The organism is Rivihabitans pingtungensis, assembly GCF_003201855.1.
In the GTDB taxonomy this organism is placed as follows: Bacteria; Pseudomonadota; Gammaproteobacteria; order Burkholderiales; family Aquaspirillaceae; genus Rivihabitans; species Rivihabitans pingtungensis.
Genome location: NZ_QJKI01000008.1, coordinates 70,047 through 91,771, shown reverse-complemented (window position 1 = coordinate 91,771; position 21,725 = coordinate 70,047). Strand labels below are relative to the sequence as shown.

At 46.8% G+C, this 21,725-nt stretch carries 26 protein-coding genes; 11 read left to right on the top strand and 15 right to left on the bottom strand.

All coding sequences use genetic code 11. From position 1 onward, the window contains the following. Positions 1–97 precede the first annotated feature (97 nt). Entirely contained in the window at positions 98–631 is a 534-nt protein-coding gene (locus tag DFR34_RS16860) for a hypothetical protein (protein ID WP_146215098.1), read from the bottom strand. A gap of 420 nt (positions 632–1,051) precedes the next feature. On the opposite strand from DFR34_RS16860, the gene DFR34_RS16855 reads away from it, so the two are divergent. The 3 genes from DFR34_RS16855 (at position 1,052) to DFR34_RS16850 (ending at position 2,755) form a co-directional block, all read left to right on the top strand. Next, complete coding sequence (locus tag DFR34_RS16855; protein ID WP_146215097.1) at positions 1,052–1,636, top strand: hypothetical protein; 585 nt, start codon at positions 1,052–1,054, stop codon at positions 1,634–1,636. A 208-nt stretch (positions 1,637–1,844) separates the two neighbouring features. Then, positions 1,845–2,243, top strand: a complete 399-nt coding sequence (locus DFR34_RS08180; protein WP_110390661.1) for a hypothetical protein — start codon at positions 1,845–1,847, stop codon at positions 2,241–2,243. A 92-nt stretch (positions 2,244–2,335) separates the two neighbouring features. Further along, positions 2,336–2,755, top strand: a complete 420-nt coding sequence (locus DFR34_RS16850) for a hypothetical protein (RefSeq protein WP_146215096.1) — start codon at positions 2,336–2,338, stop codon at positions 2,753–2,755. A gap of 21 nt (positions 2,756–2,776) precedes the next feature. Here the strand turns inward: DFR34_RS16850 and DFR34_RS08175 are convergent, their stop codons facing one another. Continuing rightward, a complete protein-coding gene (locus DFR34_RS08175) occupies positions 2,777–5,830 on the bottom strand; it encodes a DotA/TraY family protein (RefSeq protein WP_110390702.1) in 3,054 nt (1,017 codons plus the stop codon). Positions 5,831–6,314: 484 nt separating this feature from the next. Here DFR34_RS08175 and DFR34_RS16845 point away from each other — a divergent pair, with 484 nt between their 5' ends. The 4 genes from DFR34_RS16845 (at position 6,315) to DFR34_RS16840 (ending at position 8,258) form a co-directional block, all read left to right on the top strand. Next, positions 6,315–6,677 (top strand): hypothetical protein, encoded by a 363-nt coding sequence (locus DFR34_RS16845; RefSeq protein ID WP_146215095.1) that lies wholly within the window; start codon positions 6,315–6,317, stop codon positions 6,675–6,677. Beyond that, entirely contained in the window at positions 6,677–7,033 is a 357-nt protein-coding gene (locus tag DFR34_RS08170) for a hypothetical protein (protein WP_211309337.1), read from the top strand. The genes DFR34_RS16845 and DFR34_RS08170 overlap by 1 nt, the downstream gene beginning before the upstream one ends. Positions 7,034–7,154: 121 nt before the next feature. Then, the gene (locus DFR34_RS08165) at positions 7,155–7,511 is read left to right on the top strand and encodes a helix-turn-helix domain-containing protein (RefSeq protein WP_110390659.1); all 357 of its coding nucleotides are present in this window, start codon (positions 7,155–7,157) and stop codon (positions 7,509–7,511) included. A 468-nt stretch (positions 7,512–7,979) separates the two neighbouring features. Then, entirely contained in the window at positions 7,980–8,258 is a 279-nt protein-coding gene (locus DFR34_RS16840; RefSeq protein WP_146215094.1) for a hypothetical protein, read from the top strand. Between the two features lie 128 nt (positions 8,259–8,386). On the opposite strand, the gene DFR34_RS16835 is transcribed toward DFR34_RS16840, so the two are convergent. Genes DFR34_RS16835 through DFR34_RS16825 form a run of 3 tightly spaced genes read right to left on the bottom strand, consistent with a single transcriptional unit; the run spans position 8,387 to position 9,244 of the window. Beyond that, positions 8,387–8,617: a hypothetical protein gene (locus tag DFR34_RS16835; protein ID WP_146215093.1), complete on the bottom strand. Its 231-nt coding sequence runs from the start codon at positions 8,615–8,617 to the stop codon at positions 8,387–8,389. Next, the gene (locus tag DFR34_RS16830) at positions 8,614–8,943 is read right to left on the bottom strand and encodes a hypothetical protein (protein WP_146215092.1); all 330 of its coding nucleotides are present in this window, start codon (positions 8,941–8,943) and stop codon (positions 8,614–8,616) included. The genes DFR34_RS16835 and DFR34_RS16830 overlap by 4 nt, the downstream gene beginning before the upstream one ends. Then, on the bottom strand, positions 8,927–9,244 hold the full coding sequence (locus DFR34_RS16825; RefSeq protein WP_146215091.1) for a hypothetical protein: 318 nt from the start codon (positions 9,242–9,244) through the stop codon (positions 8,927–8,929). The genes DFR34_RS16830 and DFR34_RS16825 overlap by 17 nt, the downstream gene beginning before the upstream one ends. Positions 9,245–9,534: 290 nt before the next feature. Between DFR34_RS16825 and DFR34_RS16820 the strand changes: the two genes are divergently transcribed. From DFR34_RS16820 to DFR34_RS08155, 4 genes are read left to right on the top strand one after another with little or no spacing between them, the layout of a single operon-like run. Further along, positions 9,535–9,963: a plasmid mobilization protein gene (locus tag DFR34_RS16820; RefSeq protein WP_146215090.1), complete on the top strand. Its 429-nt coding sequence runs from the start codon at positions 9,535–9,537 to the stop codon at positions 9,961–9,963. After that, a complete protein-coding gene (locus tag DFR34_RS08160) occupies positions 9,964–11,370 on the top strand; it encodes a relaxase family protein (protein WP_110390658.1) in 1,407 nt (468 codons plus the stop codon). Between the two features lie 55 nt (positions 11,371–11,425). Further along, positions 11,426–11,776: a hypothetical protein gene (locus DFR34_RS16815; RefSeq protein WP_146215089.1), complete on the top strand. Its 351-nt coding sequence runs from the start codon at positions 11,426–11,428 to the stop codon at positions 11,774–11,776. 6 nt (positions 11,777–11,782) lie between these two features. After that, on the top strand, positions 11,783–12,160 hold the full coding sequence (locus tag DFR34_RS08155) for a hypothetical protein (RefSeq protein ID WP_211309336.1): 378 nt from the start codon (positions 11,783–11,785) through the stop codon (positions 12,158–12,160). 22 nt (positions 12,161–12,182) lie between these two features. On the opposite strand, the gene DFR34_RS08150 is transcribed toward DFR34_RS08155, so the two are convergent. From DFR34_RS08150 to DFR34_RS08105, 10 genes are all read right to left on the bottom strand, one after another. Beyond that, a complete protein-coding gene (locus DFR34_RS08150; protein WP_110390657.1) occupies positions 12,183–13,340 on the bottom strand; it encodes a site-specific integrase in 1,158 nt (385 codons plus the stop codon). A gap of 409 nt (positions 13,341–13,749) precedes the next feature. Continuing rightward, positions 13,750–14,874: a glycosyltransferase family 4 protein gene (locus tag DFR34_RS08145; RefSeq protein ID WP_110390656.1), complete on the bottom strand. Its 1,125-nt coding sequence runs from the start codon at positions 14,872–14,874 to the stop codon at positions 13,750–13,752. Further along, complete coding sequence (gene rfaQ / locus DFR34_RS08140) at positions 14,871–15,956, bottom strand: putative lipopolysaccharide heptosyltransferase III (RefSeq protein ID WP_110390655.1); 1,086 nt, start codon at positions 15,954–15,956, stop codon at positions 14,871–14,873. Before rfaQ ends, DFR34_RS08145 begins: the two co-directional genes overlap by 4 nt. Positions 15,957–16,026: 70 nt before the next feature. Continuing rightward, a complete protein-coding gene (gene ptsP, locus DFR34_RS08135; protein ID WP_110390654.1) occupies positions 16,027–17,769 on the bottom strand; it encodes a phosphoenolpyruvate--protein phosphotransferase in 1,743 nt (580 codons plus the stop codon). 200 nt (positions 17,770–17,969) lie between these two features. Next, positions 17,970–18,239 carry an HPr family phosphocarrier protein gene (locus tag DFR34_RS08130; RefSeq protein ID WP_110390700.1) on the bottom strand — a complete coding sequence of 90 codons (270 nt, stop codon included), beginning with the start codon at positions 18,237–18,239 and terminating at the stop codon, positions 17,970–17,972. Next, positions 18,220–18,633, bottom strand: a complete 414-nt coding sequence (locus tag DFR34_RS08125) for a PTS sugar transporter subunit IIA (RefSeq protein ID WP_110390653.1) — start codon at positions 18,631–18,633, stop codon at positions 18,220–18,222. Before DFR34_RS08125 ends, DFR34_RS08130 begins: the two co-directional genes overlap by 20 nt. A gap of 248 nt (positions 18,634–18,881) precedes the next feature. After that, positions 18,882–19,202, bottom strand: coding sequence for a hypothetical protein (locus tag DFR34_RS08120; protein WP_110390652.1), 321 nt, complete (start codon positions 19,200–19,202; stop codon positions 18,882–18,884). A gap of 183 nt (positions 19,203–19,385) precedes the next feature. Continuing rightward, positions 19,386–19,676 carry a hypothetical protein gene (locus DFR34_RS08115; RefSeq protein WP_146215088.1) on the bottom strand — a complete coding sequence of 97 codons (291 nt, stop codon included), beginning with the start codon at positions 19,674–19,676 and terminating at the stop codon, positions 19,386–19,388. A 71-nt stretch (positions 19,677–19,747) separates the two neighbouring features. Then, on the bottom strand, positions 19,748–20,032 hold the full coding sequence (locus DFR34_RS08110; RefSeq protein WP_110390650.1) for a hypothetical protein: 285 nt from the start codon (positions 20,030–20,032) through the stop codon (positions 19,748–19,750). Between the two features lie 202 nt (positions 20,033–20,234). Further along, positions 20,235–21,725, bottom strand: coding sequence for an ATP-binding protein (locus DFR34_RS08105; RefSeq protein ID WP_110390649.1), 1,491 nt, complete (start codon positions 21,723–21,725; stop codon positions 20,235–20,237).

The window sequence follows — 21,725 nt, the reverse complement described above, 5'->3', positions numbered from 1 at the left end:
GGATTAACTACACATGGAATTATAATTAATACGATAGTTTCTTTCGTAATGATTGTATTTATCAAGAAAAGCAAATAAAAAGCACCACGTGGTGCTTTTAAAATTTCTTTTTCTTGGCTGTACTTACAAAATTCTTTTCCAGTGGTTCAAATTCACCAACCTCTTGGATTGCATTTTTTATTTTAAATGCTCTTTTATAGTAAAAAGGAGCAGCTAAAATTCCTGGCGGTATGATTGTTAATGCAATCGCTGCAAACAATCTAGTTTTGTATCCAGTATGAACAGGATGAGAATCAGATAAAACTGCACCAGTTTTCTTTTGGATACCACAAACATAACTGATACCTTCACTTTGCTTTAATTCTTCAGCAAGTGCTATTTGAAAAGCTACATTCTTACCATCTTCAAAATCCTTCTGTAGTTTCAAAAAAACTCCAAGTTTTTGAATTGTTATCTCTTCATCCTCTACAGTCTTAAACTTTACATAATCGTAAATAACATAGTGATAAAGTTGTTTTGAAGCTCCAAACTCAACAGCTTTTCCTTTTATTGTTTTTATAACATCACTCATTGGTTTTCCTTTTTGTTCTATTTTCGCAAATAGAAATAAAATGTCAAACCAGATTGACATTCAAGATAATTATTTATATAAAATAAAAGGGGCAACACTGCTGTAACAGTGCCGCCCCAGTTGCTTATTTAATATGCACAGCTAGATATACACCACAATAAAAGTATAAGCAAAACTTTTAGAGTTTTTTTAGAGAATGATTTTTTAATGTTCATTTTTATTCTCCGTTTTTTCTCATTCTTGCATTAACTCTACAAGGGGAAGTCTCTTTCAGGACCCACAATGAGGATAACATCCGGCGGTCTCAAACATCAAGCACCTCATAGGTGCTTGATTTTTTTGCTTTTACATGAAATTCTTGACACCCTTAACCAAGAACAGCATCATTGTGAAAGATACCACCAAAATTCAGATGGTTCACACTATTTGCTTTTTGTCAATATATTTGTTAGAATAGACGAAATTTAGTTAGGAGTTTTTATGTCTTCCCGTCAAGCAGCAGTAATCAATGGCTTACTAGCCGAAAACATAGGTAAAAATGAAATAGTGCGTCAGAACGAAGCTAGAGCTATCGATGCTGAACAACGTGCATGGGATGCAGAACACAGAGCGCGAATGAATGAACGTGCTGTTGAAACTGCTGAAATTCTCAGAAGTAAGATTGCTAAAATGCAATATGAGGAAAGACAGCAAGCAATAGCACGATCCAAGCTAATTGATGAAAAAGCTGAACTAGAAATTCAAAATGAATTTTACAGAAAATTACTTTCACGTCCAATGAAAGAAATTGCCGATGCTTCAGGCGATTTCAAGAAAACTTATGAAGAACAACAGATGCTTCTAGCTGATTGGATTCTCACTCAAAAAGCTTATCGTGAAACAGCTATGAAGCTAGGTATGGAACTAGGTAAAACACCTGAACAAGTACGAGAAATGGGTATTGGAAATATAAATGCTGTTTTAGAAAATAAAACACAATTCGGTAGTGATGCCAGTACTGATCCAACACTTTCTTCACATGCAGCAGCTATTCTTGCAATTAGAAAGAAAAATGGTAAGGCATGACACAACAGTCATCATTGCAAACTAACAATGAAAAATTTGATGAACTTCTCCAGTCAGAAGCCAGCAAGCAATTTTTAGATTGGTTAATTCAAAAGGCCGAAGAAGAACATTCTGAACAATCTCAATAAAGCACCATATGGTGCTTTTTTATTAACTATTGACTTCCATTGATAGTTTCTTATGTTGTTCTCAAATAGGAGAACAGCATATGTCTTTGGCTTGTACATTAATTTCATCATTATTTTTTGTTATCAAGGATTTTTTTGTGGAACAAACAATCACCCTTGACGGTCAGAAGCCATCAACACCAATTGATTGCAACCAGCTTATGGGCTTTGGATTTGCAGAAATTAAGACACTTCCAAATGGTGTTAAGTTTATTTTCTTTACAGTAGGTGGAATTCCATTCACGGCACCTGCCACACCAGAGAACATTAAAGCACTGTCAAAGTTCATCCCTGTCTACGAGTTGGATTTTGATGACGACTGCAATATGAAAAAAACAGAGATTCCTGAAAGTGCCAAAAATTCTGTGGCTAGAAGAATCACTCAAACAAGAGCCGCTAAAGAGATTAAAGAAACCTACAAAAATCCTAAGCCTGAATAAAATAAAAAAGCACCCGAAGGTGCTTTTTTATTGCTGTTTGACAAAATACTTTGATTTTAATATAAATATTATACGATAAACAAAGGATTTTCATGGAAACAACAATTAAAGGAAGTGTAAATTTAACCACCAACAATGATGGCTTGATTGAAGTAAATTATAAACGAAGTAGTTTAATCCTTGGCATCTTGGCAATCATTAGTTGTGCCATTGTTATTCCATTGTGTTTTATATTAATAGGAATTATCTTGCTACCAATTCCACTTGTTTTAGTGATTGCATTTTACTTAGTTCAGGTAAAAGAAAAACTTCTTGTACAGCCAGGTGACGGATTGATTTTAAAAAAACACAACATTGCATTTAAAGATATTTCAAATATTCAAATAGATGTTAATTGTGGCGTTGGTGCAATCTTGGCGACTGTAAAAGGTAAAGATGTAGTATTAGCTAATCTTTTAAGAGAATCAGTAGCAAAAGAGCTTTACTCAATAATTTTAAGTAGTTCAAAATAAAAAGCACCCGAAGGTGCTTTTTTACATTTTATTATCAGAGTCAGATTTAATTTGTACAGGTTCTGTGGGAGTTAAATCCATTTCCATTTTAACATGTTGTTCTGATCTATTTGTTCCTGCTGGATAATCAACTTCATTGGTTGCAGGATTGAACATTGGAATTTCAAATTGGCTATCAGGGATGCTTTCAGCAGTTACTACTGTTCCAGTAGTTCCACCAACATCACCACCTGATTTAGCTGCTGGATAATCAACTTCATTGGTTGCAGGATTGAACATTGGAATTTCAAATTGGCTATCAGGGATGCTTTCAGCAGTTACTACTGTTCCAGTAGTTCCACCAACATCACCACCTGATTTAGCTGCTGTATAAGCACTAGCAATAGATGCAGTCATAGCAGCAGCATTACTACCATGATTGCTAACAGCTTCATTGAACACATAACTAAAATTTGAACCAAGAACATCTTTAGCTTTTACTAAATCAGATAATGCACGTTGCGCTTTTGCATTGTCAATTCCTCCATGACCATCACCTGCAACGGTTGCTAAATACTGCTCTCCATTACTTCCAAATTGTGCTTGTGCTTGACTTAAAATTTCACCACTAACAACACCTTGTGAAAGTTCATTAGATGCATTTTTAGCACTGCCACCATGACTAGAGAATCCACTGAAAGATGCCTTTTCTAATGCACCAATGAATTTATCTTGAGCTTCAGATCCGTATGGTTCAAGAGATTTCATAGCACTTTCAACAGAGTACATTTTTTCTTGACTATCAAAACTATCTATATTATCGGCGGTAATTCCCATTGCTGATGCTATTCTTTCTCCGGTGCCAGGACCAAACTTGCTATCAAGTTTTTCTTTGAAATCATTAAATTCTTTATCGTTTTTCAATCCTTGCATTTTTTTATTCTGATTTTCATTTTCTTTGTTTTTCGCAGTTGCAGAATGAGCCTTTCCAAGATCATTCAATTGTCTTCCTGTATTTTGTAAATTCTGACTTAAACCACGGCCAGCAGTAAATGCAGCTATTGCACCAACAGTACCTGTTGAACCTTCACCCATTTTTCCAGCATAGTGACCAAGCTGATCACCGCCACCACCAATCCATCTCATCAATTCATCAGGAACGACATGCATTAAACCAAAAGTTTTCTTTACAAAAGAGAACATTATCGCAACATAGATTGCAGTTCCAGCAATGATACCAATGAAGAAGCCCAATCCTTTACCATCACCTTGACTGAATGAAAACACCTGGAAGAACACTTTATTGATGAACTCACCCATCACAGATGAGATTGTGATTGCAGCAATAAATCCAAAAATTGCTAATGCTGGTCTTAATAATAAACTAAGAACCATCATGTAACCGTTACCACCACGACCAGTTAAATCATCACCATTTGGATGAAGATGCATAATCGCCCATAGTGGCGCAGCAAGGATTGCTATAACAACTGCAATCAACCATCCACCTAATATTCCAAGCCACATCATAAAAGGTAGCATTGGAATCAAGTAACTTGCTGTGAATGATGTAGCTGCTAATGCTACAATTGGCAAACCAAGGAAACCAATAATAACTAACAACATATTGCTTACTGTTGTAGCGATTGAAGATTTTAAAAGTGCTGCAATACCTGCTGCTGCACTCACACCAAGTAATGTAACAACTAAACCTGTCCATAATGCTTGAAGTCTGTTACCCATCTCATTGATAACAATTACTGGATGTCTTGTGTCATTTTTCAACTGATACAAATCAATTGAAGTAAATCCACGAGTTATTGCATTAACAATACGACCAGACCAACCAAGTTCTTCTGTTTCTCTTGAACTCTCAATAGTTTGTTTCTGATTGATAGCATTAGCAGCAGAACCATAATCAGGGTTTCCAGAAGCCAAAACTTTCAATCCTAATGCTTGTGTAGCTTCAGCATCATCATTGAATGCTGATTTTGCAAATTTACTATCTGGAACACCTGCAATTGCATTTGTTATTTTATTGTTAGTCACTACTGTGTTCATGAAGTAAGCACCAGCCATGAACCAACCATACTGATGTGCAGTTTTGGTTGTGTCACTAGGTGACATTGCAACTGATGTTGCTGCTGATTTTATTGAATCAAGATAGGTTTTTGATGCTGCATCAATCTGTTTATAAATATCGGCTGCACCTGCTGCATCTAAAGTATCTTTTCCCATCAATGAATCAGCAGCAGTTCCCATGCTTGCAACTAAAGCAGCAGTAGCTGTTTCATGTGCTTTATTTATTGGTTGAATATCTGTTGCTGCAAATAAATTATCTAAAGGTCCAAGATGCCCGGTGTTAGTTGTGGAAGGACCAGCAGCCACAGTTGAATTTGGAATTAATTCACCAAAATTCACTTCACCACAATCATTTGTAGTCCAACCAGATGTAAGACCTTTTTGATCACCAAAGTTATAAACACGCTTTGTACTATCATAAACCATGCTGTAGTTGTATCTACTAGCAATAGTAAGAATACTGTCTGAGTGTTGAACACCATAAGCATTGGATTTAACACACACTTGAGCCATAAAAATGTTTTCAGCAAGTGCTTTAATTTTGTCTTGAGTATTTTTATTGACACTTAAATTTGCTGCTACACCTGGTGTTTGCATGTATGAATCCCATACAGAATCAGCCAATCCGATTCCTTGAAGAATTAGCCACATCACCAACTGTTGCATGATGCAGTAACCATTACCCACGACTGGAAGAACTAAAGCAGTTCCAAGAGCGTAACGAATTGGAATCCAAACTGATGAGAATTTCTTTCCAAGCATTTCTCCATCATGCGCAGTTCCTAAAGTTCCTGCTAACAATGTGTATGTGGCTAAAATTCCACCTACAATCAAAACTGCACCGTTAAATGTTGATATTGCACCAGCAAAAGCATCATTACCACCATTGACTAAACCACCAAAAATCTGATTGATGACTTTCACACTGATGTCATCAGATACTGGGGTAAAAGGCCCTGCAAATGCCATCCCAGGAAGTAGCATTGCTAGTAAGACATACAATATTTTATACATACTATCTCTCCATTATTTTTCTAGTTGTTTAATTAGATTACTAAACAAAAAACAAAAGGCAAGTATTTAACTTGCCTTTTTATTTGCACCTCAAGAATCGGAGTGATTCTTAAACTAGATGGAGAGATGGTTTAATAAATTTAATCAAAAAATTTATATTGTCAATGTGTAAAACAAAAAAAGCAGATGGTTTATACATCTGCTTTTTATGAACAAGATAATTATCTTTGGGAGATTTTATTTCGTTCACCTGTAAATATAATGAACAATTTTAAATTGTCAAGCACCATAAGGTATTTTTTACAATCCAACCCCAGAGTTCCAGTCCCAACATCTCACCGCGTTTTCGAATTTCTCATTGAGGATCATAATCCTTTCCACAATACAGCGACGAAGATTCAATTAAAAGTGATCACCCATCAATTGCCTATCACTAGGAGGGTTCAACATGCAATAGATAAACTTACTTATGAAAGGAATTACCATGTCTAAAAAATCAAAATCATCTCAGTTTGCTTTTCCTGTAAAACTCATCCCATACGGTCTTGTTTCATTCTCTGAATTCTTTTACTCAGATTATGCACAACGGCTATACACCAAGACCCAAGGTATGGATGATTATCAAAAAGCCGTTGCTTTTCTTAGTACCTACCAAACTCTAGAGATTTGTGAAGCTATCCAACAAGCTGGTCATGGTGATCTTCTTGATAGTGATGAATTCCAAGACAAAATCGTTGATCTTGTAGAAAAACTTCTTTTTGAGAACTTTGAAGAAATGTTGACTAACTTTTGTGCTGAACGTACAAAATTAGCTGCTCAAATTGAAGTTCAGAAAGGTGGTGTGTAATGACTACTACTACATGCCTTCAATATTGCATCAACGGAATGGGAAAACCTCTATTTGACTTTGCCAAAACAAGGGATGGCAAAAAGTTGATTGAGGTATGGAAGAAGATGATGTTCAATCGTGATGAACAAATCAAGGAAACCTTGATCGCTTTCAATAGCTACTTCATGGTCGAAGCAGTAATGAGGTTGAAACGAATCCCTAAAAATCCTCAAAGTGTCATCAAGTTCATGGGCTCTGAAGACTTTGACCATCTTCACAAGGAAATCATCAAGACGGTTCATGATAACTACTCAATGTTGATGAATTGCTTGAGCAGCAAAGACAAACGAAAGCTACATGCCTTGTTTGACTAAAAAAAAGCACCTCAAGGGTGCTTTTTTGTTGCCAGATGATAATTATCAGGTAGCTCTCTACCTGGTGGATCGTTGAACCTTTCACCAGTATACTGAACCCAACCACTAGGAGGGCTACGGCATGGACAAGAACGAACAACGATTGAAGATGATCGGTGCAAGCATCAAGCGAAAGCGAGAGGAAACCGGCTACACACAAAAGTTAGTAGCAGAGCATCTAGACATCACAGAGAAGACTTACAGTGAGTATGAGCGAGGTAAAACACAACCTCCATTACTCAAACTAATAGCAATAGCTGAATTCTTTGAATGCCGTCTTGATGAACTGCTTGTTGGTATCAGTCCTGCACCAGATGACCAGGCACAGCACATAGCATCACTTCTACATGGTTTGAAGCGAGCCGATAGACACCACATTGTGAAGATTGTGGAGAAGATTGTTTTGATTGCCAAAGGCAAAATCAAAGTAGACACCTGAAAAGGAGTCAAAATTAGAGCAGCTTGGTTGCGGAATTAGTGCTCTCATCAATCAAAAATGCGGTTTAGTTCATCGCTAATAACAACCAGCTATGATGCAATTATAACAAATTAGAAAATATAATCAATAGCAGATAAATGAAAAACACCTAGGGCGCTTTTTTATTGCCAGATGATATTTATTACTTGGCAATCTTGTTCTTGTCTTCATCTTCACTTGGTGGACAAGGTGAAGGTATCACCATTGAGAGACTTGATTCTGATTCCTGTATTCATCGCTTCTCCTTGATTCCAGAAGAGCATAACGCAAACGTTCCCGGCTGGGAGCACCTACTTTGTTTATGGTCCAGGATCTGAACCACAAACAAAGCAGGTCGATGAAAAGACTAGTTCACCATAATTATTTATGATAAGATAGTTGACTTCTGGCATCAACTTCATATGTTCTTCTTAAAAAGGAGAATAGCATATGAAGAAGAAATTAATTTTTGCAATCATCAGAAATAGAAAGAAACCTATGAGCTTTGAAATCCTTCGTTCAAGAGAATACTTCTACCCTTTAGATGAACATGGTAATGAAAAAAATGTAGAATCTCTTAATTTTCGAGTCAGATATTGTGTTAGGGAAAACGGTTCAAATAAAATCCTGAAGTGTTTTTCGACTCTTGAAAAAGCCAAGAAATTTACTCAAGAAATGGAAGATGAAGCAAAGAAAACTAACGATAAGAAGAACAAAAAAGATATCTAAATAAAAAGCACCTTCGGGTGCTTTTTTATTTTCTACTCGTTGACTAAACCCTATTCCTGCAAAGTGGATCACGTAGTGTAGAAGGTGCTACGACACCTTTTTATTCATGAACCCCCTGGGGGGTGGCATCAGCCGGGGAGATTTGCATTTTTATTTTTCAACATTTCAAAATAGAGGAAGTAATTTTCTAATATCATATTTCCTAAAAATTCATTTTCTATTTGCTCTTTTCTGTCAGGAAATTTGCTGATAAATTTTTCTAAATTTTTGTACAAGTCTAAAAATTCACTATCAGTCATTGGTTTTGATAACTGAAATTTCATCCTCTCAACAAACCCATTAAATAACAATTCTCTCATTTTGCCAACCTCTTTTTTATTATCTCTTCTATTCTTTCTTTTATTGATTTTATTTCAACATCAATTTCAATTAAAGTTTCTTCTGTTGTGCATCCTGAGACACTTTTATAGATCAAATCAGATAACTGTTCGATTAAAGAAAAAATTTCTAAGTAATCATCTCTTTCTGATTTTAACTCACTAATTTGCTCTTTTGATTTTTCTGTGGCTTCATTAGACTTCAACCAATTAATGCAGTTGAGTATATGATTTATTTTTGCTTCAACAATAGATTTTTGATGATGAAGTTCCATAAGCTGATGCCAGCTTTCAATTGTTATTATCATTATGATTTTCCTTTTGTTTTGCAACAAATTTTGATTTTTGTATCAAGGTATCCTTGATTAATTTTTCTAAATCCACACCAGTTTCATTTGCATACTCTTCCAATATTTTGCAATTTTCTTCACCAATGAACTTGAAGTAAACTGCTGCACGAGCTTGCTTTTTTCTCTGCACATACTCACTAACTGCATTTCTAACAACCATTCCGAAGTTATCGGATTGACCTGCACCAATCAAAAAATCATTAATCCACTCAGCATCTTCATTGCGAATAAATGCAGTTTTCTTTTGGCATCCTTTCATAATTATCTCCTTGTTTTTACTATCCTACAAAATCGGAAAGCAAAAGCAAGAGAGCATTCTGATTTTATCTGCTATCGACTTTTACAAAAAAATTCGACATTAAATTTTAATTTTGTAGAATAAAATTAAGGAACTTGAAAAGAGTGATTTTTTTAAAATCCAAAAAAGCGAGACTAATAAACCATACGGGCTTAATCCCATAAATGGGCTTAACCGATGGATTTATCTCTCGCTAGGGCGCTGCCCTAGAACCCTGTAAAAGCTCAACAACAATAAGAAAAGGAGCAGACATGAGCAATGAAGTTAAACCAAAAAAACACCCAGGTCGTCACGGTAATGCCGATGATCATCAGTTCAAAAGAACTTACTCTTTGGATGTAAAGCTATCACCAATTGAACACGATGCATTGAAATCTGAATGGAAAAAATCAGACTTTAATTCAGTTGCACAGTTCGTTAGAAATAAAATTTTTGGTGGTGATGAAACTAAGATTGATCTTTACTGGGATCAAAAACAAGAAGATAAAAATTTAACTAGAAACATACTTTCAGAGTTAAGTAGAAGTGGAAATGCATTAAATCAGATTGCAAAAAAATTAAACTCAACAAAAGAATTTACTACACAAGAAGCAAGACTTTTTTTGAAGGATTTGGCAATCGCTCTCAAAGAAAATGATGAAATTAAGAAAAAATTTCTTGATGAATTCACAAAGAAATAAATGATAAATGTAATCAACGATAATGGAACTGGCTCAATTGCAGATGCAATTAACTACTTAAAAAGTGATTTCGATCATAAGAATGTTAAAAGAAGTGTGAAGCCCAGAGATTTTGCAGGTAGTGCAGAAGAATGTCTTGTTGTCGCTGATTCCATCGAAAGAAAACATAAATATGTTTCTGGAACTCTATCTTTTCGTGATGGAGAAAAGCCAACTGATGCACAACTACAAAAAATAGTTGATGCATTTCGTAAAACATTTATGGCGGGACTTGAACCGGGAGTGAACTATGTTGATTACTGGAATATTCATGAAGACAAAGGAAACATCGAATTAAATTATGTTATCCCGTTGGCTGAGTTGACCACTTCGCGCCAAATGAACCCATTTCCGCCAGGTAAAGCTAAGGAGGATTTTAAGGATGCTTTTGATGCCTATATTAATCATCAATTGGGTTACGACCAGGTTGTACCTGATCCAATCAAAGCATCTGAATCAAAATTTGAAAGAAAAATTTTACCAAAATCTAATTCAAAATCTGCTGATGAATTCCGTAAAAATAAACCAACTAAAGATGAAGTATCTGATTATGTTGCACACCAGATCATCAATGGAAAAATTTCAAGCAGACAAGAGTTATGTGATTGCCTTGAGAATTTTGGAGAAATCACAAGAGTGAATAATAAATTCATTTCGCTAAAACCTCATGGCAGTGAAAAAGCTTTTCGCCTAAAAGGTCCTGTTTATGAGTATGGTGCAGACTTCAAAAAAATTAAAATTGATCATCAAACAAAAAATGCTGATTTCAAAAAGCAGTTAAATGATTCTGATTTTGAAAAGGTAAGAGCTACACTTGAAAGACTTACAAAATCCAGGAGAGAGTTCAACAAAAAATTGATTTCTAAACCTTTTGGTAGAAAAAACAAGGATCGTGTTTATGGTGATAAGAGAGAAAAACCTGCCGATGATGGTGGTGGAACTGGCAGTATTGGAGGTTCAGGTTCTACAAGTATGACACCTGTTCTTGTTGAAAAAGAAGTTCCAGTAACTAAAACAGTTCAAGCAACATCAGATACACAACAGATTGAAATCAAGCCGATTACAGCTAGTATTTCAACTTCATCAGGTAGTAAATCTGGGTCTGCTGGTTCTAATAATGCGCCAACATCATCAGATATAATTTCATCTGGTGGTTCAAGTTCCGATAGTTCCATTGGTGGGATGCAATCACAACTGAATGATCTTAGAACTCAAATTAGTAATTGTAAGAATCCTGCTAAGGCTCAAGCTTTAAAATCACAAGCTGATAGTCTCGAACAAAAAATTGGCGTTGCTGTTGCTGCTGAAAGAATTAAAAAATTGAAAGAATCTTTCAAAAGCAGCACTCATAATAAACTTAAAAAGTGACTTGACTCTTCCATTTTATTTGCTAAAAGATAAATATCATCTAGCAAGGAGAATTATGGATTATTCAGAAATAATGGCAGAAAATGGAAGGAAAGGTGGTATTGCCAAAGCGAAAAAATACAAACCACTTATCAGAGAAGTAGTTAGATTGTTTGTCACACGACCACGAATGACACAACAAGAGATTTCCCAAAAGGTAGGTGTCTCACAAGCATTTGTAAGTGAACACACAAAAAACCCTTACACAAAATTGCAACGATACGAACGATTTATTAAAGATATTGTTGGTGACTTGACCGATGAAGAAATAGACAAAATTCTCTTAAAAGCAAAATTAGAAGAAAAATTTCTGGCTCATCAAGATGATGTTAAAACCGTCAAGGATCATAAACGTTCTAAAATTTAAAGCTATATGATTTTTATCATCTGGCAATCGAAAGAAAAAAACAAAGGAGACAATATGAAACAAAATGGAATAATCACAAATTCAGAAACAACCACTTACTATAAAAATGGCAAGATTCATCGTGAAGATGGACCTGCCATTGAATGGATAAATGGCAACAAACATTGGCTTTTGAGTGACCGTTTACATCGCACTGATGGACCAGCTATTGACCTTGTAGAAACAGAACTTGGTACTGTTAAAAAGTGGTCTATCAATGGCAAATATCATCGTGAAGATGGTCCTGCTGTTGAATTTGGCAATGGCTATAAAGAATGGTGGATTGATGGCGAGCAAATCACAGAAGAAGAATTCAATCAGATTCAAGAAAGCAAACAGGCATAAAAAGCACCCGAAGGTGCTTTTTTTATTTTGCATTTGCCCACAATTTAGTACCAATGTCACTATGGCGCAAAGTTGCATATCTCTTCAAAGTTGATAGTTCAATGTGACCTGAAATTTTACTAATTTCAATATCAGTTAGGCTTGTATTGATAAAATACCAACTTACTGCACTATGTCTTAAATCGTGAATTTTAAAATTCTCAACCTTAGCATTCTTGCAAATTACCCTGAATCGACTTCCAAGAACTGAACTACTTTTCCAATAATCACCAAACACAAGTTGCTGATCATCTTTTTTCAACTTCATCAATCGATTTTTGATGAAGTCATAAAACTCTGGTCTTAGTGGAACTTTACGATCTTCTGCATTCTTTTTATCTGCAATTTTCGTGTTTTCTTTTGGAACAAAAATGTATGAATAATGGGGATTTTCTTCATCTAAATGGATTTCATTCCATTTTAAAAGAAGACTTTCACCAGCACGCATACAAGAATAATACTGCCAGTAAATGAAGCATTTCCATTCTTCTTGCTTCACATACATCTTGTTTGTTGCATCTAGTAGCCTATCTAGCTCACCAGCCTCAAGAATCCGGTCCCTTGGTTCCCATGCTTTCGGAGGTGGGTTGTCATCAAATGGTTTTCGGTCAAAAGTGTAATCATGATGTTTGGCATGCCACATCAGAGCAGTTTTGATGCTGTAATAATATTTACGAACCGTACTCTGACTGTAAGTTTTCTTCTTCAACTCACCAGTTTTTTCATCAACAACCTGATGACCTTTGTAAAGTGGGTGAGCTTTCTTCTTTTTGGCTTGGTCAGGAATGATCTGTTCCAGCTTGGTTTTCAGGTATAACTCAAAGGTACCAGCTTTGAAGTTGGAAAGAGGGACTTTCCCAATTTCCAATTTTAATCTTTCAATGTCATACTTCTTACCTTCTGAAACGGTGTTGTGCTTCAGATATTCATCAAAAATTTGAGCTAAAGTCATTTTCTTGATTTTTGTGATGTCTACAGACTCACCACGATCAATCTTTGACTTCACTTCTCTGATGAATTTTTCAGCTTCTTTCTTAAGTTTGAATGTTTTGCTGACAGCTACACCTGCTTCACGGATGCGCACCAGGTAGGACACATCACCAGAAACACCTGTTCTTTCAGTGATCAACTTACCAGCCATCGAGACTTATCCTTTCTAATCCATCCAACTCACCAATGTGGAACTTGGAACAATTTTGGAACATTTTCGATAGGATAGCGTACTTGATCGCTGTAAGTACATGTGGCACAATAGTTTTTTGTAGATGTATTGGTTCCCTCCTAAGGGGCAGTTACAGGTTCGATTCCTGTCGGGGGCGCCAGGCTGATATTTAGCGACGCTTACGAGTCGCTCACAAAACCCAGCGCAGCGCTCCTGGCCAGGCGCACGACCGTAGACAGTACAACAAGTACGGCAAGGTCGGGCAACGACGCCAGGAGGGTTTTGTGAGCGGCTCTTATTCCACTCCAGCTATCCTGCCGCTGCACATTGGCCAGGCATGGGCGACGCCAAATTCAACCTCGCCCAGCATTAGCCCCCTCCAACACGCCTACCCCAACAACCGCCGATACAGCCCCAGCAACTCTTCCGCCATCGCTTCCAGCGTGTAAGGCTCGACGGTGGCGCGGGCGTGGGCGCGCAGGCTTGGCCAGTCGGCGCGGGCTTGCAGCCAGCTGGCGATGTCGGCGGTGAAACCGGCCACGTCCAGCGCATCGCGCACCCAGCCGTTTTCCCCTGACCGAATCCACTCGGCCGCGCCGCAGCCGGTGCTGGTGAACAGCGGCAGGCCGCAGGCCAGCGCTTCGACGCAGACATTGGGGAAGGGGTCGTACAGGGTGGGCAGGATCAGCGCGTCGGCGGCGGCGTAAAAGCTTTTGACGTCTTTTTGCGCGCCGGTAAAGATCACCCGCTCGGCCACGCCCAGCGCGCGCGCTTGCGCCTGGTAGCGGGCGGCGTGTTTGTCGTGGCCCACCACCAGCAGATGCACGCCGGCCAGCGGGGCGATGGCGGCCAGCGCGGCGGCCACGCCTTTGCGCTCAAAGCCCGAGCCGACATACACCAGCAGCGGCGCTTGCGCGGGGATGCGCCAATGGGCGCGCACGGCGTCGCGCTGGCTGGCCAGGCCGGGGTGAAACGCCTGGGTGTCCACGCCGTTGTAAATCACCGCCAGCTTGTCGGCCGGCAGGCCGAAATACTGCTGGATTTCATCGGCCACCATGCGCGAGTTGCAGATCACCGCTTTGAGCGCCGGATCGGCGAACATGCGCGCTTCGGCGCGGCAGATGTAATGGTGATAGGGGTTGAGCTTGAGTTTCAGCCGGCCCAGCGCCGACAGCGCGCGGCCGCGTCGGGCCAGCCAGGCGCGATGCACGCCGTCGCCAGCGCGAAACACGTCGCAGCCGGGGATGCGCTCGTGCGCCTGCACCAGGTCAAAGCCTTCGCGGGCGATGGCCTGGCGCACGCCACGGGCAAAGCCGGCGTCGCGCCAGACATTGCCCAGATAAAACGGGTTGACGGTCAGGCTGTGGTAGCCGGCGTGGTCTTCCCAGCGGCGGGTGATCAAGGTCACGTCCAGGCTGCCCTGGCGGGCCAGGGCGTCCAGCGCGCGGCTGACAAAGCGCTCGGCGCCGCCAGCGGGGTTATAGCGTTGCCGCACAATCGCCAGACGGGTCATCGGCCGGTCTCCTGCAACAGTTCATCCAGCGCCGCCAGCACGCGCGCCGGGGCAATCAGGCTCAGGCATTCGCTGAGCTTGCCGCCGCCGCAGCCATCGCGCCCGCACGGCCGACAGGGCAGGTCTTCGCGCACCACCCGATGCGGCGTGCGCCACGGCCCCCATTCGATGTCGCCAGACGGGCCAAACAGCGCCACGGTGGGCGTGCCCACCGCCGCCGCCATATGCATCGGCACCGAATCCATGCCAACAAAGGCGCGCGCGCCTTGCAGCGCGGCGCCGAGTTCTTCCAGCGTCAGTTCGCCGGCCAGGCTGGCCACCGGCCGCGCCAACCGGCCTTGAATATCAGCCAGCATGGCCAGTTCGGCCGGGTCGGGCGCGGCGGTGAGCAGCACCGGCCAGCCGCGCGCGGTCAGCGCGTCGATCAGCGCCGCCATATGCGTGGTGGGCCAGGTTTTGAACAGCCAGCGCGAGGTGGGGTGAATATGGATGAACTGCCCGGCCGGCAGGCCCAGCGCCGCCAGTTTGGCGTCCACCCGCTGGCGCGCCTCGGTCGATGGGCACAGCACCAGCCCGCGCTCTGCCGCGCTGGCGTGCAGGCCCAGGCGGCGCAGGGCGTCCAGGTGCAGCTCGACGGTGTGCCGGCGGTTGCCGCCCACCACCGGGTAGCGGTGGGTGAAGGCCTTGGCGAAGCGCCGGCTGGTTTTGCCGGCCGGGGCCACTGCCCAGCGCGGCTTGAGCAGGCGCGCCAGGGTGGCGCCGCGATTGTGGTCGGTGAGGTGGACGATCAAATCATAGCGGCGCGCGCGCAGGGCCTGAAACAGCGCCCATTCGTGACGCAGCTGCGCCCAGCGGCCGGCGCGCTTCCAGTGGCGGTCGATGGTGAACAGTTGGCTCAGCGCCGGGTGGCCGCGCAGCATCGGCGCGGTGTCGGCGTACACCAGCGCATCCAGCTCGGCCTGTGGGGCGCAACGCTTGAGGGTGGTGAACACCGGAGAGGTGAGCAGCACATCGCCGTGATGGCGCAGTTTGATCACCAGCACGCGCTTGAGCGCGGCGGGGTCGATGGCGTCTTGCAGCATGAAAACGATAGGGCCTGTTTGAGGTTGAGGGCGCGCCGCCCCAATAGGGCGGCCGCGCCAGCGGCCAGCCTCAGGCGGCGCAGTCCAGCGCGTTAAGCTGCTGGAGCAAGTCGTGGATTTTATCCGGATCGTCGGCGCGCAGGATACGGCCGGTCAGGGTGTGCAGGCGATCCAGGTGGGTGTTGAGCACCACTTGCTTGACCGAGAGCATATTGGCCGGGTGCATGGAGAACTTGCGCAGGCCCATGCCCAGCAGCAGGCGGGTGAGGCGGGCGTCGCCGGCCATTTCGCCGCACACCGACACCGGCAGGCCAGCCTTGTTGGCGGCCTTGATGGTGTGCTGAATCAGATACAGCACCGCCGGGTGGGTGGGGTCGTACAGCGAGCTGACGGCGTCGTCGTTGCGGTCGATGGCCAGGGTGTACTGGATCAGGTCGTTGGTGCCCACCGAGAAAAAGTTGACGTGCTTGACCAGCGAGTTGATCACCAGCGCGGCGGAGGGGATTTCAATCATCGCGCCGACTTCGAGTTTCTCGTCGAAGGGGATGTTTTCGCTGCGCAGTTCGTGGCGGGCGAGGTCCAGCTGGGCCAAGGCCTGCTTGAGGTCGGTCAGGCCGTTGATCATCGGGAACAGCACGCGCAGCTTGCCGTGGGTGGAGGCGCGCAGCAAGGCGCGCAGCTGCGAGCGGAACAGCTGCGGTTCGGCCAGACACAGGCGGATGCCGCACAGGCCCAGCGCCGGGTTGTCCGAGACGCCATGCACCGACCATTTGGGGTTTTTGTCAGCGCCCAGGTCCATGGTGCGGATGGTGACCGGAAAGCCTTTCATATCGGCCACCACCTGGCGATAGGCTTCGAATTGCTCGTCTTCTGAGGGCAAGGTGTCGCGGCCCAAAAACAGAAACTCGCTGCGGAACAGGCCAATGCCCACCGCGCCAGCGGCTTTGACGTCTTCGACGTCTTGTGGCAGTTCGATATTGGCCACCAGCTCGATGGGCGCGCCATCCAGGGTGACGGCGTTGGCTTTTTTGATGCTGGAGAGCTTGCGCCGCGCTTCGCGCCAGGCGCGCTGGCGGCGTTTGTATTCGGCCAGCACTTGCTCGTCGGGCGCGACAATCACCACGCCCTGAATGCCATCGACGATGACGATTTCGTCTTCGCTGATCAGCTGGCGGGCGTTGTGGGTGGCGATGACCGAGGGCAAATCCAGGCTGCGCGCCAGGATGGCGGTGTGGCTGGTGGCGCCGCCGACGTCGGTGACAAAGGCGACGTAGCTGGAATCCTTGAAATACACCATGTCGGCCGGCGACAAGTCATGGGCAATCAGGATGGCGTCGTCGTTGAGCGGGTCGGGCATCGGCAGCACGCTGCTCTGGCCGGCCAGGTTCTTGAAGATGCGCTCGACCACTTGCAGCACGTCCTGCTTGCGTTCGCGCAGGTATTGTTCTTCGATGTCTTCAAACTGGGCCACCAGTTGGTCAGACTGGGTTTTCAGCGCCCATTCGGCGTTGCAGCGCAAAGCATCAATCACCTTCAGCGGTTCGCGCGAGATGGTGGCGTCGTTGAGCAGCATGATGTGCAGCGACAAAAACGCCCCCAGCTCGGCCGGCGCGTTTTCCGGGATGCTGCCCCAGAGCATTTCCAGCTCTTTGCGGGTGGCGCGGATGGCGGTTTCAAAGCGCTGCTTTTCCGCTGGCAGCTCGTGCGCTTCCAGCGTGTAGTGCGCCACATCGGCGGCGCTTTGTGAAATCAGGTGCGCGCGTCCGATGGCGATGCCGCCGCCAATGCCGATGCCGTGCAGACTGATGCTCATGGCGTTTCCTCCCCCTGCGAGACTGTTATCGGAAGCGCGATCTTTATGGTTCACCAAGCCGGATGCCTGGCGGTGCGCGCTTCTGCCTTGGGTGGTCTAACCCATTGGCTGCGCGGCGCATGCCCTATTGTGTTGCTGTCCCCGAGCATGGACGCACAGCGCACGTCAGCCGCGTGAGGCGACGTGCCGTATCAACGTGCTTATTCTGCTTCGTCGAACCGGTTGTTGATCAGCGCCACCAGCGCAGCCAGGGCGGCGTCTTCGTCGTCGCCGTGGGCTTCGAGGTCTACTTTCGAGCCTTTGGCGGCGGCCAGCATCATCACGCCCATGATGCTTTTGGCGTTGACGCGACGGTTATTGCGCGAAATCCAGATTTCACTGGCGTAGCGGCCAGCCAGTTGGGTGAATTTCGACGATGCCCGGGCATGCAGCCCGAGCTTATTGATGATTTCAACTTGCACTTGCGCCATGCGCATCCCCCGGCACGATATACATCACCCCTTCCAGGCCGCCAGTCACCGCCTTGCTGACCACGGTTTCCAGCGGTTGCCCGGCGTAGCACAGGCTGCGCACCAGCATGGGCAGGCTGACGCCGGCCACGGCTTCGATGCGGCCAGGCTCGATCAGCCGGCTGGCGATATTGGAAGGAGTGCCGCCAAAAATATCCGACAGCAGCAACACGCCGCTGCCGTCATCCAGCCCCCGCACCAGCTCGCGGGCTTCGGCCAGCTTGCGGTCGGGGTCGTCGTTCTTGTCCACCGCCATCACCGCCAGGTGTGGCAGCTCGCGCTGCAAAATATGCTGTGCGCACTCCGCCAGGGTGACCCCCAGGTTGCCATGCGTCACAATCAAAATGCCTACCATGAATACCCTCTTGCTTGCCGGGGCTGCTTCGTCTCTGGTGTTCGCGGGCCAGAGGCGCACTGTCAGGCCGCCGGCACACTCGTGGATGTCTCACGATGCCCTGATTGTAACAAGCTCGCGCCCGGCGTGGGGGGCAATGTCATCGGCAAGTTCACCGCGCAAAACCCCGCGCCACCATCGTCCAGCCAGCACGCTGGCCACCGACAGTGCGCATGCCGTGTCACCAGGCCAGCAGGGGATGGACAGTGTTAACGATGCGAACCGGCCGGCGGGTCATACCAGCCCGGCGGACGCTGCCAGGTTTCTTCATTGGGGTGTTGATAGCGTTGGCCACGACGCTGGCCGGGGGCTTCTTCGTGCCAGCCCGGCGGCCGACGCCATTGGTCGGTGCGCGAATCATAGCGATAGGGCTGTTGATACACCGGCGCCGGATTGATGGTGATCTGTACCGATGGCGGCTGTGGATAATGTTGTTGTGGATAACTGGGCTGTGGATAACCCTGGCGTTGCGCCCAGGCGCCCGCCGAAGCCAGCGCCAGCAGGGAGAACAGCAAGAAAGAAGGTTTCATGGGCAAACTCCGGTCACATGGCGCGCAATGACGGCAAACCAGCATGGCATGCACGCCGCTCGCCATTGCACTGTAACCAAGCGCCCCGGCAATTGCCAGCCCGCCACCTGGCGCCTCAGCATGCGCCAACACAAGCGCCGCCATACAGGCGGCGCAAGCAGGATAAGGGAAACTCAAGCACTTTTAGCGCGATTGCAGCGTATCGGCGCGACGCTCCAGGCGGTCTGCTCGCCGGTCGGCGTGCTTAGCATGGCGCTCCAGGCGACGCTCACGGCGTTCGGCCACCTTGGGATGCTTTGCATCCGCCACGTCGATGCGGTCGGCGCGGGCGCGCAGGGTGTCGGCACGCTGTTCCTGTTGCTGACTGCGCTGCTCCAAGCGGTCGGCGCGCACGTCCGGGCTGGCGGCCCAGGCAGATGAGGTAGTGATCAGCAGGCACAAGGCGGCCCAGCGCATTTTCGGGCAAACAGACATGGCTATCTCCGGTCAAGATTCAGCGCAGCGCGCCGGGCTGAGGCAGTCCGACGCGCGTGGGCAAGGCGAGGTTACTGCTTGGCGGCTTCCGGCTTGGCTTCAGTCTTTTCGACTTTCTTTTCTGCCTTGTGCTCGGCCTTCTTCACGGCTTTCTTCTCGGCCTTGTCGGTTTTCTTCACCTCGGCCTTCACTTCCGGCTTGGCTTCAGCCTTGGCGGCCGGGGCAGCAGCAGCGGCCGGGGCCGGCGCGGCGGCGGGTTTGGCTTCCGGCTTGGCGGCGTCGGCGGCAAAGCCCAGGCCGGCGGACACGGCAAACACACCAGCGATCAGGGATTGGGTCAGGGTCTTGGCGTTCATGGCGGTTATCCTTCTATCTCTCAAGCGTTCAGGGTTTGGGGCATATCCCCAGGGGTTTGGGTGTCGCTGCGTTGTCTTGCAGCCGATGAGTGAAGATTACCCGCTGCCCTGAATGCGGTCTGTGAGTGAGGCGTGTCGGAATGTAACCGCGTGTACATGTACATGGCCGCCAAGTGCGCGCCACACCATCCGTCACCCGCCATCAATGCGGCTCGGCAACTGGGGTCAGCGGCAAGCTGATCTCCACCCGCAGACCGCCTTCTGGCCGGTTGCGGGCCACTATCTGCCCGCCGTGGCTTTCGACTGCGCGGCGGGCAATCGCCAAACCCAGGCCATAGCCGGTGCCGGTTGGGTTGCTCGGGCTGCGGTAGAAGGGCTGGAAGATGGCATCCAGCTCGCTATCCGCCACGCCGGGGCCGTGGTCGCTGACGCTGATGCGCACTTGGCCGCCCTGGCATTGGCTTTCTACTTCCACACACTGGCTTTCCGGGGTGTAGCGAATGGCGTTGCGCACAATGTTTTCTACCGCGCGCATCAGCAAATCCGCACGGCCGTGCATATGGGCTTCGCCGCCGCCACGATAACGCACGCATTTATGCAGTGATTCCGCCTCGAACTGGGCGTCGCCAATCACCTCATCCAGCAAGGCCAGCAAGTCGAAGGATTGTGACGACACGCCAGGCAAGCCGGAATCCAGCCTGGCCAGGGTCAGCACTTCGTCCACCAGTTCATCTAGCCGGGTGACTTCACGCTCCAGGCGATCCAGCGTGGCATCCAGTTGTTGCGGGTTTTGCCGCACCAGGCCGATGGCGGCTTGCAGGCGCGCCAGCGGTGAGCGCAGTTCGTGGGAAATATCATGCAATAACCGGCGTTGCGCGCCAATCAGTGCTTCCAGCTGGCCGGTCATGCTGTCAAAATCCTGGGCCAGATCGCTGAATTCATCGCGTCGCCGCCCCATGCGTGCGCGCACTCGGGTATTGAGCTTGCCGGCAGACACCGCGCGAAACGCCTGGCGCAGATGACCAATCGGTTTGGCCACATACCAGGCCAGGCCGGCGCTGAACGCCAGGCTGGCCAGGATGCCGGCCAGCACATGCACCCAGGGCAGCGGCAGGCCGGGGCCGCCGCGAAATTTGTCGCCGCGCTCAAAGCCTGGCGGGCCACCGTGCCCATCGCGTGGCCGGCCATCGTCGCCCCGGCGGAAATTACCGTCGGGCAAGGGCGGCATAAAGGGCAGCAGGCCGATGCGCGGGCGAAATTCGTGGCCAGGCACAAACAGCACATAGGTGTGCTCGGACGACAGGGTGACGCTGCGCACGCGGGCATCGTCGCCCTTGCCCGCCGCCAGTTGTCGGGCGGTGGCAATGGCCTCGGGCTCGACTTTGCGGCCCAACAGCTCGCGGTTTTGTTCGTCCACGGCAAAAATCGGCGCTTCGCGACCAGACCAGTCAATCAGGATACGGCGCAGCGTGGTTTCGTCGCCATGCACCAGCACGGATTCAGCCATGTGCAGCAGCAAGGCGGTGCGCGGCCCTCCCGACAGCGGCTGATGCTCGTGCTTGGGAATATGCCACCACACCACCAGCCCGGCGCCCACGCCAGCCAGCAGCAAGGTCAGCCAGAAGGCCAGCAGGATTTTCCAGAACAGGCTACGGCGCAGCAGGCTGGCGCGTGGCCACAGGGCGGCAGGCAT

Coding starts and splice junctions, on each gene's coding strand:
- DFR34_RS16860 (WP_146215098.1), bottom strand. CDS start 631: ATGTCAATCTGGTTTGACATTTTATTTCTATTTGCGAAAATAGAACAA.
- DFR34_RS16855 (WP_146215097.1), top strand. CDS start 1,052: ATGTCTTCCCGTCAAGCAGCAGTAATCAATGGCTTACTAGCCGAAAAC.
- DFR34_RS08180 (WP_110390661.1), top strand. CDS start 1,845: ATGTCTTTGGCTTGTACATTAATTTCATCATTATTTTTTGTTATCAAG.
- DFR34_RS16850 (WP_146215096.1), top strand. CDS start 2,336: ATGGAAACAACAATTAAAGGAAGTGTAAATTTAACCACCAACAATGAT.
- DFR34_RS08175 (WP_110390702.1), bottom strand. CDS start 5,830: ATGTATAAAATATTGTATGTCTTACTAGCAATGCTACTTCCTGGGATG.
- DFR34_RS16845 (WP_146215095.1), top strand. CDS start 6,315: ATGTCTAAAAAATCAAAATCATCTCAGTTTGCTTTTCCTGTAAAACTC.
- DFR34_RS08170 (WP_211309337.1), top strand. CDS start 6,677: ATGACTACTACTACATGCCTTCAATATTGCATCAACGGAATGGGAAAA.
- DFR34_RS08165 (WP_110390659.1), top strand. CDS start 7,155: ATGGACAAGAACGAACAACGATTGAAGATGATCGGTGCAAGCATCAAG.
- DFR34_RS16840 (WP_146215094.1), top strand. CDS start 7,980: ATGAAGAAGAAATTAATTTTTGCAATCATCAGAAATAGAAAGAAACCT.
- DFR34_RS16835 (WP_146215093.1), bottom strand. CDS start 8,617: ATGAGAGAATTGTTATTTAATGGGTTTGTTGAGAGGATGAAATTTCAG.
- DFR34_RS16830 (WP_146215092.1), bottom strand. CDS start 8,943: ATGATAATAACAATTGAAAGCTGGCATCAGCTTATGGAACTTCATCAT.
- DFR34_RS16825 (WP_146215091.1), bottom strand. CDS start 9,244: ATGAAAGGATGCCAAAAGAAAACTGCATTTATTCGCAATGAAGATGCT.
- DFR34_RS16820 (WP_146215090.1), top strand. CDS start 9,535: ATGAGCAATGAAGTTAAACCAAAAAAACACCCAGGTCGTCACGGTAAT.
- DFR34_RS08160 (WP_110390658.1), top strand. CDS start 9,964: ATGATAAATGTAATCAACGATAATGGAACTGGCTCAATTGCAGATGCA.
- DFR34_RS16815 (WP_146215089.1), top strand. CDS start 11,426: ATGGATTATTCAGAAATAATGGCAGAAAATGGAAGGAAAGGTGGTATT.
- DFR34_RS08155 (WP_211309336.1), top strand. CDS start 11,783: ATGATTTTTATCATCTGGCAATCGAAAGAAAAAAACAAAGGAGACAAT.
- DFR34_RS08150 (WP_110390657.1), bottom strand. CDS start 13,340: ATGGCTGGTAAGTTGATCACTGAAAGAACAGGTGTTTCTGGTGATGTG.
- DFR34_RS08145 (WP_110390656.1), bottom strand. CDS start 14,874: ATGACCCGTCTGGCGATTGTGCGGCAACGCTATAACCCCGCTGGCGGC.
- rfaQ (WP_110390655.1), bottom strand. CDS start 15,956: ATGCTGCAAGACGCCATCGACCCCGCCGCGCTCAAGCGCGTGCTGGTG.
- ptsP (WP_110390654.1), bottom strand. CDS start 17,769: ATGAGCATCAGTCTGCACGGCATCGGCATTGGCGGCGGCATCGCCATC.
- DFR34_RS08130 (WP_110390700.1), bottom strand. CDS start 18,239: ATGGCGCAAGTGCAAGTTGAAATCATCAATAAGCTCGGGCTGCATGCC.
- DFR34_RS08125 (WP_110390653.1), bottom strand. CDS start 18,633: ATGGTAGGCATTTTGATTGTGACGCATGGCAACCTGGGGGTCACCCTG.
- DFR34_RS08120 (WP_110390652.1), bottom strand. CDS start 19,202: ATGAAACCTTCTTTCTTGCTGTTCTCCCTGCTGGCGCTGGCTTCGGCG.
- DFR34_RS08115 (WP_146215088.1), bottom strand. CDS start 19,676: ATGTCTGTTTGCCCGAAAATGCGCTGGGCCGCCTTGTGCCTGCTGATC.
- DFR34_RS08110 (WP_110390650.1), bottom strand. CDS start 20,032: ATGAACGCCAAGACCCTGACCCAATCCCTGATCGCTGGTGTGTTTGCC.
- DFR34_RS08105 (WP_110390649.1), bottom strand. CDS start 21,725: ATGCCTGCCGCCCTGTGGCCACGCGCCAGCCTGCTGCGCCGTAGCCTG.